The 15775-nt window shown below is 40.0% G+C and carries 15 protein-coding genes; 6 read left to right on the forward strand and 9 right to left on the reverse strand.

Features of this window, described 5'->3' with window-relative positions; genetic code table 11:
* The first annotated feature begins 64 nt into the window (after positions 1-64).
* Entirely contained in the window at positions 65-1039 is a 975-nt protein-coding gene (locus AOC35_RS09085; RefSeq protein ID WP_108646774.1) for a Bug family tripartite tricarboxylate transporter substrate binding protein, read from the forward strand.
* A gap of 26 nt (positions 1040-1065) precedes the next feature.
* Positions 1066-1833, forward strand: a complete 768-nt coding sequence (locus AOC35_RS09090; protein WP_108646775.1) for a short-chain dehydrogenase/reductase — start codon at positions 1066-1068, stop codon at positions 1831-1833.
* Between the two features lie 183 nt (positions 1834-2016).
* Here the strand turns inward: AOC35_RS09090 and AOC35_RS09095 are convergent, their stop codons facing one another.
* The 7 genes from AOC35_RS09095 to soxC all read right to left on the reverse strand — a co-directional run bounded on the left by AOC35_RS09095 (position 2017) and on the right by soxC (position 10428).
* A complete protein-coding gene (locus tag AOC35_RS09095) occupies positions 2017-2985 on the reverse strand; it encodes a Bug family tripartite tricarboxylate transporter substrate binding protein (RefSeq protein ID WP_108646776.1) in 969 nt (322 codons plus the stop codon).
* Between the two features lie 163 nt (positions 2986-3148).
* The gene (locus AOC35_RS09100) at positions 3149-4120 is read right to left on the reverse strand and encodes a Bug family tripartite tricarboxylate transporter substrate binding protein (RefSeq protein ID WP_108646777.1); all 972 of its coding nucleotides are present in this window, start codon (positions 4118-4120) and stop codon (positions 3149-3151) included.
* A 595-nt stretch (positions 4121-4715) separates the two neighbouring features.
* Entirely contained in the window at positions 4716-4997 is a 282-nt protein-coding gene (locus AOC35_RS09105) for a c-type cytochrome (RefSeq protein WP_159077536.1), read from the reverse strand.
* 52 nt (positions 4998-5049) lie between these two features.
* Positions 5050-6720: a PQQ-dependent dehydrogenase, methanol/ethanol family gene (locus AOC35_RS09110; protein ID WP_108648791.1), complete on the reverse strand. Its 1671-nt coding sequence runs from the start codon at positions 6718-6720 to the stop codon at positions 5050-5052.
* 13 nt (positions 6721-6733) lie between these two features.
* Entirely contained in the window at positions 6734-8425 is a 1692-nt protein-coding gene (locus tag AOC35_RS09115; protein ID WP_159077537.1) for a PQQ-dependent dehydrogenase, methanol/ethanol family, read from the reverse strand.
* Between the two features lie 121 nt (positions 8426-8546).
* A complete protein-coding gene (locus AOC35_RS09120) occupies positions 8547-9098 on the reverse strand; it encodes a c-type cytochrome (protein WP_108646780.1) in 552 nt (183 codons plus the stop codon).
* Positions 9085-10428 carry a sulfite dehydrogenase gene (gene soxC / locus AOC35_RS09125; protein ID WP_108646781.1) on the reverse strand — a complete coding sequence of 448 codons (1344 nt, stop codon included), beginning with the start codon at positions 10426-10428 and terminating at the stop codon, positions 9085-9087. Before soxC ends, AOC35_RS09120 begins: the two co-directional genes overlap by 14 nt.
* Positions 10429-10631: 203 nt before the next feature.
* On the opposite strand from soxC, the gene AOC35_RS09130 reads away from it, so the two are divergent.
* Both AOC35_RS09130 and AOC35_RS09135 read left to right on the forward strand, forming a co-directional pair.
* Positions 10632-12326, forward strand: coding sequence for a PQQ-dependent dehydrogenase, methanol/ethanol family (locus AOC35_RS09130; protein ID WP_211307499.1), 1695 nt, complete (start codon positions 10632-10634; stop codon positions 12324-12326).
* Between the two features lie 61 nt (positions 12327-12387).
* Positions 12388-12921 (forward strand): cytochrome b, encoded by a 534-nt coding sequence (locus AOC35_RS09135; RefSeq protein ID WP_108646782.1) that lies wholly within the window; start codon positions 12388-12390, stop codon positions 12919-12921.
* Between the two features lie 3 nt (positions 12922-12924).
* On the opposite strand, the gene AOC35_RS09140 is transcribed toward AOC35_RS09135, so the two are convergent.
* Positions 12925-13872, reverse strand: a complete 948-nt coding sequence (locus tag AOC35_RS09140) for a YVTN family beta-propeller repeat protein (RefSeq protein WP_108646783.1) — start codon at positions 13870-13872, stop codon at positions 12925-12927.
* A gap of 8 nt (positions 13873-13880) precedes the next feature.
* Positions 13881-14294 (reverse strand): YkvA family protein, encoded by a 414-nt coding sequence (locus AOC35_RS09145; protein WP_159077538.1) that lies wholly within the window; start codon positions 14292-14294, stop codon positions 13881-13883.
* 71 nt (positions 14295-14365) lie between these two features.
* Between AOC35_RS09145 and AOC35_RS09150 the strand changes: the two genes are divergently transcribed.
* Both AOC35_RS09150 and AOC35_RS09155 read left to right on the forward strand, forming a co-directional pair.
* Entirely contained in the window at positions 14366-14782 is a 417-nt protein-coding gene (locus AOC35_RS09150; protein WP_108646785.1) for an NIPSNAP family protein, read from the forward strand.
* 99 nt (positions 14783-14881) lie between these two features.
* A complete protein-coding gene (locus tag AOC35_RS09155) occupies positions 14882-15775 on the forward strand; it encodes an isocitrate lyase/PEP mutase family protein (RefSeq protein WP_108646786.1) in 894 nt (297 codons plus the stop codon).

Raw genomic sequence — 15775 nt, forward strand, 5'->3', positions numbered from 1 at the left:
CCTCGAGACAAGTAAAAAACGCTTTACTAAAACATCCTAAATTAACTTTATTGGAGCCAAAGCGATGCAGCGTAGCCTATACAAATGGATTTTCTTATCCTTTTTTCTGCTGACACGTTTTATCAGTGCAGTCGAAGCTGCGGATTTCCCAAATAAAAACTTACGCATTATTGTGCCGGTTGCACCTGGTGCAACGAACGATTATCTAGCTAGATCACTTGCTATTGAGCTAGGCAAAGCTTTGGGTCAAACCGTCATTGTCGAAAACAAACCTGGAGCAAATCAAATTATTGGTACGAGTGAGCTCGCTAAAGCAGCACCAGATGGTTATACCATGGCTATGCTAATTAGTTCTCATGTGATTAATCCCTATATTGCCAAATCTTTACCTTATGACTCAAAGAAAGATTTTATTCCGCTCGCAGTCGTCGGGATTATGCCAGGTCTACTAACGGTACATTCCAGTGTGCCGGCAAAAAACTTTCAAGAACTCATCACTTACGCAAAAGCGAATCCTGGGCTACTAGCATACGGTCAACCTGGTGGTTTATCTTCAGGCCATTTAACAATGGAATACCTTAAAAAAGAAGCGAAGATTGACGTCCTTAGTGTTCCTTACAAAGGTGGCGGTCCGGCGCTAGCAGATTTACTGGCGAATCGTTTCCAAGTTTTTATTAATAGTCCGACAGCTACTTTGCCACACATTAAAGCTGGCACACTCAGACCGCTAGCAACCACTGGTTCGAAACGACCTGAAGTGTTCTCAGATATTCCAACCATTGCAGAATCTGGCTATCCTAACATTGTGACTTACGAGTGGTATTGTCTATTTTTACCGGCTAAAACTCCACCAGCAATCGTCAATCAATTGAATGCTGAAATTGTAAAAATCATGAAATCCCCGGAAATGCAAAAAAGACTCTTGGATATTGGCGCAGAATCACGCGACTATAATCCACAACAATTTGCCCAATTTATCGCAAACGAGAGTCAAACTTGGGGTCAAATCATTCAATCATTGAATATTAAACCTGAATAAATTTACTAAAAAGAAAGTCGTCATTTATGTACTCAGAATTAAAAAACAAAGTTGTACTCGTCACTGGTGGTTCAAAGGGTATTGGTTTTGGTATTGCCAGTGCCTTTGCTAAACAAGGCGCTTCTCTGATATTAGTTGCCAGAGATATCGTTTCACTGAACGCTGCTAAAGATGCTCTTGAGAAAGAATTTAATGTGCCAGTCCAAGTACGGGCTGTAAATCTTTCTGAAGAGAAAAACTTATCAGAACTATCTGACTTTTTTCCCAAAGTTGATGTTTTAGTGAACTCAGCAGGCGCGATGGGTCGGGGTAGTTTATTTGATATTGACCCCGTTCAATTTAGAGATGCCTGGGAAGGTAAAGTGATGTCTACTATTTTCCTAACCCGCCATATTTATCCCTTTATGGCAAAAAACGAAAATGGTGGTGTCATCATCAATATTATCGGGATGGCTGCCGAGCGTTTGAACTTTAAATCGATTGGTACTTCAACTGCGAATGCGGCTCTGGTTGCATTTAATAATGCGATTGGTTCTGAAAGCGTCAACGACAATATCCGCGTAGTTGGTATTAGTCCTGGTCTAATTCGTACCTCTAGGACTGAAGGTATTCTGCATCCTAAAAACGAAGTTGACCGTAAGGCTTACGAAAAGGTAGTTAGTAATTTGCCTTTTGGCCGAATGGGCGAACCCTCTGAAGTAGCTGATCTTGCCGTATTTTTAGCATCAAACAGCGGTAAATACATTAGTGGTGAAGTGATTAACATCGATGGTGGCGCAAGATATAGGTACTAAGTTTAAGTGCTCAGTTTAAGTACTCAGTAAAGCACAACTTCATAAAGCACAATTGACCTAACCTAAGAAATAAATTAGGCGATAACGCCTAATTCACTTCCCTTAGTAAATTCACCAATCACTTCGATATATTTAAGGCTATTCGAAACAATACTGGTTCTTCGATGAGTTGTTTTGCCCCTCTTAATTTAACTTACCGATTTTTTTAACGGCATTTACCATGCGAGCCCCATCTTCTTTGGCAAATTTTCTGAACTCTGGCATATCAAGATATTCATAAATCATCCCTCTTTGTTGCATCGCATTTTCCATTTCGCCAGAGTTGGCTACTTCACGGACGGCATCGCGTAATGTTTTAATAATTGGTTCTGGGGTACCTTGAGGTACAAAAAGACCATTCCAAATATTAAATTCTGCATCGTAGCCAGACTCACGGTAGGTAGGTATATTTGGTAATTGCTTGATTCTTCTTGGTCCTGAAACAGCAATTGCGCGCACTTTTCCTGATTGTATTTGCGGGATAGCGACCGACGGAATAGCAGTAGTAATTTCGACTTGATTACCTAGCAACGCCATCATCGATGGACCACCGCCACCAAATGGTACTTGGGTTAATTTGATTCCTGCAGCATGTTCAAACATCACCACAGATAAATGAATCGGTCCAAAATTACCCGAAGAAGAGTAATTAATAGTGTTAGGTTTTTCTTTTGCTGCTTTAACTACATCCGCTAAGGTTTTCCATGGCGAACTAGAGTTAACCAGCATGACCATCGGGTCATTGGAAATCATCGCTACTGGGACTAACTGATCGACTTCATAGAGTGAAGTTTTACCTTGTACTCGTTCAGCATCAGGGGATACCATAATCGAGGATAAACCCATCAAAATGTTGTACCCATCCGGATTTGACTTGGCTACAAATGAATTACCAATCTGACCACCTACTCCAGCCTTAAATATAACGATCAAAGGTTGTTTCAATGGCTTTTGCAAAAGCTCGCTAAGCACTCTTGCATTGGCGTCAGAAGACCCTCCAGGAGGATTCGGTACGATTAAATTAATTGGCCTGTTGGGATATGGATCTTCAGCAAAAGAAGAACTGACGATGAAAGCGCTAAATAAAACGGCAAATAACTTTATTATTTTCATTGATATCTCCTCATTATTTTTTTATATAGTAATTCTGAATCTATAATCAAACAGGGTAGTCACTCAACAACTTTCCAAATCTCAGCTCTAAACTATGCTCAAAAAACTCCATCAATGCAGGTCTAATTGCTACTTCCATCCCCAATAAAAATCAGCTTCTTAACTATTTTGATTCTGATTCAATTTTTGCTTCAGTTACAATGCGGTTGAATTTTCTCATCTCGGATTGGAAATAGCTCTGGAAATCTTCTGGGGTTCCGCCTTTAGGATAAATCCCTTTAGCTTCTAACTTTACTTTAATCTCGGGATCAGTAATCGCTGCTTGGAAAGCTTTATTTAAACGATCAACAATCGGTCTTGGTGTATTGGGCGGAAGAAAAATACCGAACCACGTATCAATCTTAATGCCTGGGTAACCCATTTCACCAACAGTAGGAATATCTGGTGCATCTGGCAAACGATTAGGTGCAGCAACTGCTAAAGGATGTAATCTACCTGCTTTAATTTGTGGTATCGCTAGTGATGTAGTTTGGAATGTTACTTGAGTTTGTCCAGAAATAGCGGCTGTTACAGCCTCTGGAGATGACTTATAAGGGATATGCGATAAATTAATCTTCGCCTCAATATTTAATAATTCGGTTGCTAAATGGCCCATACCACCAACACCCCATGAGGAATAATTAATAGTTCCTGGTGGCTTCGTTTTTACCATCTCAACGAACTCTTTTAAATTATTTGCCTTGACATCAGAATTTGCCAACAAAATTAGATAAACGTTACCTAAATAAATAACAGGAACAAACTTTCTAGGATCATAGTTAGTTTTACGTAAAAATGGGTTGGCAGCAACCGAGGCTGAAGAAAAAATGATTGTATAACCATCAGGCTTTGCATTGAATCCTAAATCTTCCCCTAAAACTCCATTGGCACCAGCCTTATTATCAACAACCATTGGTTGCCCAAGATAGTTCGTCATAAAGGGCTGTATGGTTCTAGCAAACACATCTGAAGTTCCACCCGCCCCCATCGGCACAATCCAAGTAATTGGCCGGTTCGGATAGTTTGCATCCTGAGCATTAACCATAAAAGATTGTGCGGCAAATACGATTGTGATTAGTTGTAATAATCGTTTCATGAGTTGATCTCCAGTGTTATTGAATATTTTCTAATTAGATAAATAATTTAGGAATAAATATCGCTTTTTGCATCAACCATTAATACTAATGGTCGTTTCAGCCATATAGCAGTTTTTAAATAATGGATTTCTATATGCTATTTCAGCACGAAAGACGCAACTCCCACAGGCACCAATAACGGCAACATAAATTTGCTTCAAGCAGGTCTCCTTTAGTACAAATTTTTATTTGATTTCTTTGAAAAGTATATTACAAGCTAGAAGACTTTGGCATATTAATCCCAAAAAACCATCATTAATTTGATCGAATTTTTGCTGCCAATTGAAAAACACTAGTCCAAGCCTGTAAAGAGTTGGTGAAGTTGAACAAAACTACGATTACTGGCGCAAAATGTATGGCGGTATGGATGTAGACCGAGACAAAATAAACAAAAAGCTAGAACTGGAAAATGCCCGTTAAATGAAACTCAGATGCAGATAGATAAGTGTTCATCTCTCTTAGTGATCTATCTATAGTTATTTGGCGAGTAGAGGAATTGAATCATGCCAATTTCTGAGCATGATTCAATTAAACATAAATGTTGACTTGATGATCCTACTTAGTCTTTTCACCTGCCATGACATAAGCCCAAAGGGTAGCGATTTCTTCTTTATTAAAAAGACCTCCCCAGGGAGGCATACCATTTTTACCATTCGTTACCGAATAAAAGAAACGGTTGCGTTGCTCTGGGGGGAATGTTCTTAAATCAAAAGCTCCTTGTGGATCCGCCATCTGGGGACCATGACAGGGCGAGCAATTTTGTGAATAAATTCCCCGACCCTTTTCAATCGACTCTTTAGAAAAAACTTCCTCTTGCGCAAATGCTAAATCTGACAACAGAAAACTTAAACAACTAACTACAAGTATTTTTTTAAAAAACATCTAATCCTTACTCCATTAAAGCAAAAGTCCAAATTGAGCCCATTTTAGGAATATCTGGCAAGCCTCTCAAACCTGAAACAACACCACCAATGCCTGATAACACCGTAATGTATTGTTTGCCATTTTTACTCCAAGTGATTGGATTAGAGTTCACACCTGAAGGTGTTTTAAACTCCCAAACGACCTCTCCTTTATCGGCATCAATGGCAATAACCTCACCAGTATGCTTCCCGGTGAATAATAATCCTCCTCCGGTTGCGATGATTGATGAGCCAATAACCTGACCAACTAAAGGCATCCGCCATTTTGGTTTTGCAGTTAGAGGATCAATTGCCTCAATATGGCCGGCTACTGTATCTGGATTAATCGGAGAATATGAATTTTCAATCCCTTGGTATCTAAAGCCTGGCTTAAACTCAGCAAGCGGTACAAATCGATAATTTGAGTAACCGTGATTGGTCGAAGCGTAAACTAAACCAGTATTAGGATTAAACGCAACGTGTTGCCAATTTTTTGCACCACGCGTACTTGGCCACATCTGAATTTTTTCACCAGCCCTTAACTTTTGCGTTTCCTCTGACTCCACTGGACGCCCAGTTGCCATGTCAACATGCGTTGCCCAATTGACTTTCTCATAAGGCTTAGCGGAAATCAATTTACCATTCGTTCTATCGAGAACATATAAAAATCCATTACGATTCAGTTGCATGACTACTTTACGGTTTTGACCTTCCACCTTAATATCAGCTAATACTAATTCCCAAACTGTATCCCAGTCAAAAACATCATTTGGCACTACCTGATAATGCCAAACAATTTCACCAGTACTTGGACGAATGGCTAAGATCGAAGCAGAATATAAATTATCACCCTTTCGATTAGCCGGATTCCAAGGTCCAGCATTACCAGTTCCCCAATAAGCCAAATCTAATTCAGGATCATAAGAACCAGTAATCCAAGCACTACCGCCACCATTTTTATAGGACTCTGAAGGAATCCAAGTTTCATGACCTTTTTCACCTGGCCCAGGAATCGTCCAACGACGCCATAAATGCTTACCTGTTTCTGGCTCCCAGCCGTCAATAAAGCAACGCACACCAAACTCAGCCCCAGAACAACCGGTCATGAGAACGCCATTGGCAAGAAGTGGAGCTGCAGTTAAAGAATAACCTTCTTTCCATTCTGCAGCCTTTTGCTTCCAAATTTGTTTGCCGGTCTTTTGATCGAGTGCCACAACGTGCGCATCTAAAGTAGTTCTAAAAACCATCCCCTTATAAAGAGCAACCCCTTTATTGGATACACCACAACAGACGACCCTTGGCGTATCTGGATCATAATCAACTGCAGTTCTCCATAATTGTTTGCCAGATACGGCATCAATGGCAATGGTCCACTTGGCATCACTCACATACATGACACCATCATGAATCATTGGTTGGGCTTGTTCGCCTAACTCGTTTTCCATACCGAGACTCCATACTGGCACGAGTTTTTTCACGTTATCTTTATTAATTTGACTCAAGGGACTATAGCGGTTTTGGTTATATCCCATACCATAGGTAAGGACTTCGTCGGTTGAACCTGTTTTTCCGTTAGCGATTAAATCTTGATTGGTCTGCGCGAAGACACTCAAACTGATTGAGCAAACTATCGCAAAAGTAGCAATTATTTTTTTCATCATCGTCTTTCGATTATTTATCCATTAAAGCAAAAACAACTACCGAGCCACCCCTAGGGATATCTTTCAGTTGCGGTCCCATCCTGACAACGTTTACGCCACCAATACCAGACTGCACAGCAATGTATTGTTTGCCATTATGTAAGTAAGTAATTGGTTGGGCATTAATACCCGAGCTTGTTTTATACTCCCACAATTGCTTGCCTGTTTGCATATCGAGTGCCACAAGTTCACCCGTTTCTTTGCCTGTAAACATCAAACCACCCGCAGTTGCTAATACAGCAGAGTAATTAGGAATGTCCATTAAAGGTACACGCCATTTCGCTTTTGCTGTAATCGGATCAATCGCTTCCATATGACCAATCGGCTCTTTAGGATCTCTTGGTGCAGGAGAATTTTGTAAGCCCACATAACGCTGACCAACTTTATATTCAACTGGCTCAAATTTAACTAAGCGTGAGGCATGAGTAGTATTCGTATAAATGAGTCCATCATGAGGATTAAAGGCTGCATGTCCCCAAGTTTTAGCACCCCATTGACCAGGCCATAATTCAATTTGTTCACCTGCACGAACTTTTTTAGACACCCCAGACTCAACAGGACGTCCTGTTTTCATATCCACATGCGTAGCCCAATTAATCTTCTCATAAGGCTTAGCAGATAGTAACTCGCCGTTTCTACGATCAACCACGTACAAGAATCCACCACGTGATAAATGCATAATCACTTTTCTAGTGGTTCCTTTGTAATTAATATCACCAACAATCCATTCCCACACTGCGTCTAAGTCAAACATTTCGTTAGGAACAATTTGGCGGTGCCATTTAATATCTCCTGTTTTGGGATTTAATGCCAGTACAGAAGCTGTATAGAGGTTATCTCCTGGTCTGCCACCTGGCGCCCAAGGACCTGCATTACCGATACCCCAATATACGGTGTCTAAATCAGGGTCGTAAGAACCTGTAATCCAAGTAGAACCACCGCCATGTAAATAAGCGTCACCTTTAGGCCATGTTTCATTACCTTTTTCACCCGGTGCAGGAATCGTATATTTACGCCAAAGTTGCTTACCTGTTTCAGGATCTAGACCATCCAAAAAGCCTCTGACACCAAACTCAGCGCCGGAGATACCGGTAATTAAAACGCCGTTTGCAATCAGAGGAGCAGACGTAATCGTAAAACCTTCCTGCCAATTAGCAATTTTCGTTTTCCAAACTTGTTTACCTGTTTTTTGATCCAAAGCAACCATATGTGCATCTAAAGTGCCACGGAAAACTTTCCCGTTGTAAATTGCCAAACCTTTATTGGTAATACCGCAACAGACAACTCTAGGTGTGGCGGGATCCCAATCTACTTTCGTGCGCCAAATCTGCTGACCAGTTTCGATATTAATTGCAACGGTATACTCTGCATTCACCAGATACATGACACCGTTGTAGACCAAAGGTTGGCCTTGCTCACCATAATTACTGCCGAGAGAAGTACTCCAAACCGGCACTAAGCGTTTAACGGTATCTTTGTTAATTTGTAGTAAATCACTATAGCGTTGTTGGTTGTACCCCATGCCATAAGTTAAAACATTTTCAGCATTCTTCGGGTCATTTCTTAAGTCCTGCAGCGATTGCGAAAAGCTTAAAGGCGCTAAAGTTAATGCAATAATTGCTGTGGCTAATTTCAAGCCACCTTTTAATCCAATGAATTTCATGGATTTGTCTCCTTTTGATTTTTTTGATAACGATGAGATCATTACATTGCACTCATCACCAATTTCGTCTCTTTGGACGTTTTAATTTATAACTTACTTAACTACAAAAACTGATTCAATACTACTTATAAGTAACTGCTTTCTCTTTAGAAAAATCAATCATACCATCACGATTTGGCATTTTTACTTGAGCTAAATTTTGCTGATTTAATTCATAATCTTCACTAATAATGCCGTTCAAAAATAAAATATAAGCACTTACTGCATACACTTCATTATTGGTCAAAGATTTAGGACTTTGCAGTGGCATGGATCTTCTCGTGTAATCAAATAAGGTTGTCGGATGAGGCCAAAAACTGCCTACCGTTCTAACGGGCTTATCCGTACTTAAACTTCCGATTCCACCAACTAGTGCATCAACGGGTTTTCCTTGGCCTTTAACACCATGGCAAGATACGCACTGTGCTTCATACACCTTTGCACCAAGCTTTGCATTACCTGAACCGACTGGCAAGCCAACACCATCTGGACCAATACTAATATCCAGTTTTTTAATTTCAAGCGCAGACATTGGCTGACCTAAATTAGGACTTGCTTGATGTTGGGCTGTTGTGCAAGCAATCATTGATCCTAAAACCAAGACCGACAAAAAGGTTTTTTTATAGATATGCATTTTGTACACTCCCGTCAGCCAGTACTGCCCATGTCACGATGGTATTGTTGTGATAACGTCCATCAACCGCGTTATTCGCTTTATAAGCAGCACGGGTCGGTTGAATATTGCCTCTCTCGTCGATCGCTCTACTTTGCAGGAATGCAGGCTCTCCATTCCAATTCCAAGGTGCTCTAAACCGAACCAAACTAAATGCATGATTTGGACCATCAATCATGGCGTCAAACCAATCTTTACCGCCGTTAGTAGAAATTTCGACTCTAGCAACTTTCCCTGCTCCCGACCAGGCAATACCACTAATTTCATAAAAGCCCTTACTTGGCAGTTTCATCAACCCAGATGGCTTTGTAATAATGGATTTAACACCTAGTTCAAAAGTAAATTGTCTGGCCTTACCATTTGGCAGTGGATCAGTATATTTAGAAGTTTCATCCTTGGTGTGAGTAGGTTCAGCCGTAATTTTTAAACTTCTTAACCACTTCACATTCATATTACCTTCCCAACCAGGAAGGAGTAACCGCATTGGATAACCTTGTTCAGGCCTGATTTTTTCGCCATTTTGATAAAGCGCAATCAAGGCGTTATCCATCGCCTTTTCGATCGGAAAACTACGACTCATCCCAGGAGCATCAGCACCTTCTGCTAGCACCCACTTACCAGAAGGATTAACTCCAGCTTCCCTTAGTAAAACCGATAAAGGAATGCCGGTCCAATCACTACATGAAATGAGGCCATGTAAAGTTCCTGCAGTTGCTTGAACTGGTTTCGGAGCAATAATATTCACAGCACTATTTCCTGCGCATTCGACAAAGTACGTTCTTGAGATCATCGGATATCTCAATAAATTTTCTATCGAAAAATTGAGAGGTCTATCCACCAAACCATGAATACTCAATTGATGTTTCGTTGGATCAATATCTGGAGTACCATTATGGCTGCGGTCAAAATGCAGGCCACTTGGTGTAATGATGCCCTCTAACTTTTCAATCGGCGTCCTTGCTGATCCAGTGCCAGGAGCTAAATCACCATAGGCTTTAGCAATCCCTCTTTTCGTAGTTGCCTCGAATTTAGACGGCTGGCCATATTCATTAAGACCCTTACCAGGGGTTGTCGACCAGGCTGGAAAATCATTTTTAATTGATTCATCTGCCATCACCATCGCTGGAGAACTTGCTAAAGCAAGTAAGCTTGTTTGCATGAACTTTCTTCGGTCGAGTTCACGCTTGGGGTTTTCTGGAAACTTGTGACTATTAGATGAAACGATTGGTTCATCTAATAGATTTTCAGTCAGTGACTGATCCTTATGTGTACTTAATTTTGTAATTTTCATTTTCATTTTCTCGAGTAATTGAATCGTGATTCTCGATGGTTTTTGTTGTCTCCTACAACCGCTACGATACGACATTTAAAAAAACTGTCTATTAGGGTATCTATTTAGACGTGTCAAAATTTATAGACACTTGAGGTAAAAGTAGGCTAAATTGGAGCAATAATAATAAAAATTAATTCAACTCATATCTCATGGAGACCACAATGAAGAAATTGATGTATCTATTACTCGGCTTAAGTACTGTCATAATCTGCACAGTAACGCAAGCTCAAACCCAACAAGAATTAATTGCCGATGGTAATAAAGGTGGAAACACAGATAACGTTTTAACCTATGGAATGGGTTATCACCAACAACGTTTTAGTCCCTTGAAACAAATTACTAAGGCGAATATCAAGAAATTAGTTCCCGTCTGGAGCCACTCGTTAAATAACAACGTTGGTGAACAAGCACAACCGATGGTTTATAACGGAGTAATGTACGTGTCCAACGTACAACAAACCGTTGCGATCGATATTAAAACTGGACGTCAAATTTGGGCAACGCCGATTGATTGGGAAAAAGAAGCTGCAAGAATAGTTTGTTGTGGACTCTCGAATCGCGGAGTTGCCATTTATGATGGTAAGGTTTTTGTAGCCTCACTTGATTCTTATATTAAAGCACTGGACGCTAAAACTGGTAAGCAACTTTGGCGTACAAAAGTGGCCGAGTGGAAAGATGGATATTCGATTACGAGTGCACCAACGGTAGCCAATGGTGTGCTCATGACGGGGATGACTGGTGGAGAGTACGGCGTTCGCGGATTCGTAGCTGGTTATGACCCACAAACTGGCAAAGAGTTATGGAGACGTTTCACGACCGTTGCGCCTGGTGAAAAAGGTAGTGAAACTTGGCCAAATGATAACTCTTATCTGCATGGTGGTGGTTCAACTTGGATTACTGGCTCTTATGATCCTGAACTTGATTTAACTTTCTGGGGAACTGGCAATGGTGGTCCTTGGAATAACACTTGGCGTCCAGGAGATAATTTATATGTTGCTTCGGTTATTGCCATTCGTCCTAAAACAGGCGAACTTGTTTGGCATTATCAATGGACTCCAGCTGAGACCTATGACTTTGATGGCGTCAATGAAAATATCCTAGCTGATATGACTATTTTTGGTCAAAAAAGAAAAGCCTTGTTACATGCTGACCGTAACGGATTTATGTATGTCCTCGATCGTACCAACGGTAAGTTAATCGCCGGTCACGCTTATGTTCCTGTAAATTGGGCAAAACCAACCATTGATCCAAGCTTTGGTAGAGTTGAAGAAACGGATATTGCAGCAAGACTTCGGGCTGGCGAAAAGGTTGAATTACAACCCCGTTGGACAGGTGGTAAAAATTGGTCGCCAATGGCTTATAACCCGAATAAACAAAAAGTTTATTTACCAATGCAAGAAGAAACAGCGATTTATCAGCTGAATAATCAAGCAGCACCAAACTATAAACCAGGTGAGCGCTACATGGGCGCAACGAACTCAACCAAAGAACGTGATCCGAAGTTACCGTGGGGCTACTTTGGTGCCCTCGATCCAGTTTCTGTAAAAGCTGATTGGAGAATTCCTCAAGTTGAATTCCCAATTTGGTCTGGTACTTTAGTAACTGGTGGTGGCATTGTCTTCACTGGCAAAATCTCAGGTGAGTTTGTCGCGATTGATGAAAACACAGGTAAAGTTCTTTGGGAATTCCAGACTGGTTCAGCCATTAATGCACAGCCGATTACTTATACTTTAGGTGGTCGTCAATATGTGACTGTTTTATCTGGTCTTGCTACAGGAACATCTCTTCGCCGCGAAACAGCTGGTAAAGTTCAGCCAGGTGCGGCCGTTTGGACTTTTGCAGTAATGAAAGACTAAATCAATCTAAGGGCCAGTTATTCAACTGGTCCTTATTTTTATTTCATCACAACAATTAATCATGCAGCTCTCAAAACCTTATCACTATGGCTTAATCATTTTGCACTGGATCATTGGTATGGCCATCCTCACGCAATTAGCGCTGGGATACTGGATGACAGAATTACCTAAAACCCCGCCAGGTCTACGTGCTGGTTGGTTTAATGTGCATAAATCAGTTGGTATCACGATTGGCTTATTTATTCTCTTAAGAATTATCTGGCGACTCACGCATCGTCCGCCAGCGTTACCAGAGTTTTTAAAGCCGAATGAAAAGATGCTCGCTAAAGTGGGGCACTTTGCTCTATATATCTCCATGATCTGCGTACCACTCAGTGGATTCTTAGGATCCTCTTTTTCAAAATATCCTATTAAATATTTTGGTATCGAATTACCAAAGTTTTTGATGGCGAATGATGGGCTTAAAGAAATCATGAAAGAAGTTCATGAAATCAGTGTCATCGTTCTACTGACTCTAATTGCGATACATGTTCTTGCAGTTCTTAAACATCTTTTAATCGATAAGAAAAATATCCTGACTCGAATGTGGTTTTAAAGATTATTTAATCGCAACGCCCCAAGGTAGACTTCCAACAGCAATTTCTGTTTCTGCTTCATTCGAATCTAAATTAATTACTGTTACTGAATTACTGCGACCATTGGCTACGAGTAATTTCTTTTGGTCTGGAGTGATGGCCATATTCCATGGTCTTTTACCAACTGGAATCGTTTTGATTAGGCTTTGTTTTTCAATATCCAACAAAGCGACCGTGCCGTCCCCACCATTCGAAACATAAGCAAACTTGCCATTCGGATGAATACTGACTCCATTGCTACGAAGTCCAGTGTTTATAACTGCTTTTACAGTTTTTGTTGATACGTCAATCAGGTAAGTCTTACTCTCGATTTCGCATGCGACAATCACAGTTTTTCCGTCAGGTGTAAAACTGATCCCCCTTGGTCTTTTTCCTACTTGGATTTGGGCAACTTGCTTACGTAATTGAACATCAATTACATCGACCTTATCGGCATCCTCAGCTGAGACATAAATCCATCGATTATCTGGGGACATGACTGCGTGCTCTGGATTTTTACCCTCCACCGGAATCTGACTGTCAGTTTTGAGAGTCTTAACGTCTATTAAAGAAACACTATTACTTTCTTCATTTGCCACTGTAATCCACTGCTCGTCTTTCGAGACATAAAGAGCTTCTGGCGATTTACCCAACGTTGCTTGTTGAATAATTTTTTGGCTTGCGACATCTATTTTTAATAACTGTTCTTTTGTAAACTCAGTAACAAAAATAAATGGGCTATTCGGCGCAGCAAAAATCCCTCGTGGCTTACCGGACAAGTCCATCGTATTGATCACTATATTTTTCTCTAAATCAATCACACTAATGCTTCCTGAACCTTCATTAGAAACAAATGCCAAGGGTGCGGCAAAGGATAAAAAAGAAAAACTAGTGCTTAAAAATAAAGAAGCGATGAGTAGATTTTTTTTCATGAATAATTTTATAAAAAGTATTTAACAGCATTTGTATAAGTCAAAATATACCAAATAATTCCTAACCAAATTAAAGCAATCAGGATTGCACCCCATTTTAATTTCGGTAAGCGCTCTTCTTTCTTGATTAATTCTTTTGCTAAAGCGATGGAATCGTCCATGACATATTGAGGAATAAAGTATAGGCAAACACTAACCATCAATGATACCAAGATTAACTCATCTAAATATCCAAGAACAGGAATAAAGTCAGGAATCAAGTCAATAGGACTTAACACGTATAGAAGGACCACAAAACCTAAAAATTTCATTAACTTAGGCGTATCGGGATTTTTTAATGCAAACCATAAAACATAGATCTTAAACTTACTAAATCGAATAACTTTATTACAGTATTCTTTGAATGCTTGATAAATGCCCATCATGATATTTTTTCGTTAGAATAGATTCAGTTGTATAAATTAAATAAAAAAACATTTTTCTGGAGACACAGATGAACAAATTATTACTCAAAGTAATTCTTAGTATTGGCCTTACTATTTCCGTATTTAGTTCTTGCCTAGTTAATGCGCAAACGAACCCATCACAACGCGTTTTCGAATTAAGAACTTATACCAGTCACGAAAACAGATTAGGCGATGTGGTTGCTCGCTTTAAAAATCATACTACACGATTGTTTGAAAGACATGGCATTACCAATATCGGTTATTGGATTCCAACAGACCAACCGAACACGCTTGTTTATATTGTTGCGCATCCAAGTCGTGAACAAGCCAAAAAAAATTGGGAAGCATTTCAAAAAGATCCAGAATGGATTGCCGCTAGAGAAGCTTCAATGACAAATGGTCCGATTGTTGTAAAAGTACAATCCGTCTTTATGGAGCCAACTGAATTCTCTCCAATTAAATAAAAATTTAACTTTGATACTTCAGTTGTTTTTCTTGAAATTAAATCTTAAGAAATCCAACTGAAGTTTTTGATTTTTTCTATCTTCATCTCTTGAAATTTTATGTTAAATAATACTTTACAGTTGCGCCAATTACTTGCAAAAAATACTTTTTTACACTTACCTTCAGTATGTGATCCACTTCAAGGAAGATTAGTAGAGTCTTTAGGATTTGAAGCCGTATTTATTGGTGGCTACGTATCTGGTGCATCTTCAGCCATCACAGAGCCTTTAATGACGATGACTGAGCAAGTCAAAATGGCACAAGACATTACTGGCAAAGTCAATATCCCTCTCATTGCTGATGCAGGTGCAGGATGGGGCGATTCACTTCATACCATGCGGACAGTCAGTGAGTTTATTCGTGCTGGAGTAGCCGGAATACATATTGAAGATCAGGTATTCCCGAAACGTGCTCACTATCATAAATACGTTGTGCACGGTATTTCTAGAGAAGAGTATATTGAAAAAATTGCATACGCTTGTAAAGAGCGCGATCGACTCGATCCGAACTTTGTCATCATCGCAAGAACCGATACTTGTCGCTCTGCTGGACTTGATGAAGCCGTCTTTCGAATCAATGCAGCTGCAGATGTAGGTGCTGATTTAGGTTTACTTTTTCCAAGAAATTTAGATGATGCCGTTCAAGCACCTAAACGTTGCAAAATCCCGCTCATTTATGTACAAAGTCGTGGCAATCGGGATGGCAGACCGTTATTTACACGTCAAGAATTAATTGATATGGGCTATGTCGCTTGTATTGAAGCACAAGTTGTTTTATGTAGTGCCTTTCATTTCATGAAAAAAATGCTAACGGAACTGCGCGAGACAGGGGAATACAAAGGCTTAACCAATGCAGAATTTGTGACTGCTAGGCAAGACGTTGAAGATATCATTAGTTTGACTGAATTTTACGAAATCGAAGCTAATACAGTGGAAAAAAGACAAGCTAGTTAA

This window comes from Polynucleobacter rarus, assembly GCF_003072505.1.
GTDB classification, from domain to species: Bacteria; Pseudomonadota; Gammaproteobacteria; order Burkholderiales; family Burkholderiaceae; genus Polynucleobacter; species Polynucleobacter rarus.

Coding starts and splice junctions, on each gene's coding strand:
- AOC35_RS09085 (WP_108646774.1), top strand. CDS start 65: ATGCAGCGTAGCCTATACAAATGGATTTTCTTATCCTTTTTTCTGCTG.
- AOC35_RS09090 (WP_108646775.1), top strand. CDS start 1,066: ATGTACTCAGAATTAAAAAACAAAGTTGTACTCGTCACTGGTGGTTCA.
- AOC35_RS09095 (WP_108646776.1), bottom strand. CDS start 2,985: ATGAAAATAATAAAGTTATTTGCCGTTTTATTTAGCGCTTTCATCGTC.
- AOC35_RS09100 (WP_108646777.1), bottom strand. CDS start 4,120: ATGAAACGATTATTACAACTAATCACAATCGTATTTGCCGCACAATCT.
- AOC35_RS09110 (WP_108648791.1), bottom strand. CDS start 6,720: ATGAAAAAAATAATTGCTACTTTTGCGATAGTTTGCTCAATCAGTTTG.
- AOC35_RS09115 (WP_159077537.1), bottom strand. CDS start 8,425: ATGAAATTCATTGGATTAAAAGGTGGCTTGAAATTAGCCACAGCAATT.
- AOC35_RS09120 (WP_108646780.1), bottom strand. CDS start 9,098: ATGCATATCTATAAAAAAACCTTTTTGTCGGTCTTGGTTTTAGGATCA.
- soxC (WP_108646781.1), bottom strand. CDS start 10,428: ATGAAAATTACAAAATTAAGTACACATAAGGATCAGTCACTGACTGAA.
- AOC35_RS09130 (WP_211307499.1), top strand. CDS start 10,632: ATGAAGAAATTGATGTATCTATTACTCGGCTTAAGTACTGTCATAATC.
- AOC35_RS09135 (WP_108646782.1), top strand. CDS start 12,388: ATGCAGCTCTCAAAACCTTATCACTATGGCTTAATCATTTTGCACTGG.
- AOC35_RS09140 (WP_108646783.1), bottom strand. CDS start 13,872: ATGAAAAAAAATCTACTCATCGCTTCTTTATTTTTAAGCACTAGTTTT.
- AOC35_RS09145 (WP_159077538.1), bottom strand. CDS start 14,294: ATGGGCATTTATCAAGCATTCAAAGAATACTGTAATAAAGTTATTCGA.
- AOC35_RS09150 (WP_108646785.1), top strand. CDS start 14,366: ATGAACAAATTATTACTCAAAGTAATTCTTAGTATTGGCCTTACTATT.
- AOC35_RS09155 (WP_108646786.1), top strand. CDS start 14,882: ATGTTAAATAATACTTTACAGTTGCGCCAATTACTTGCAAAAAATACT.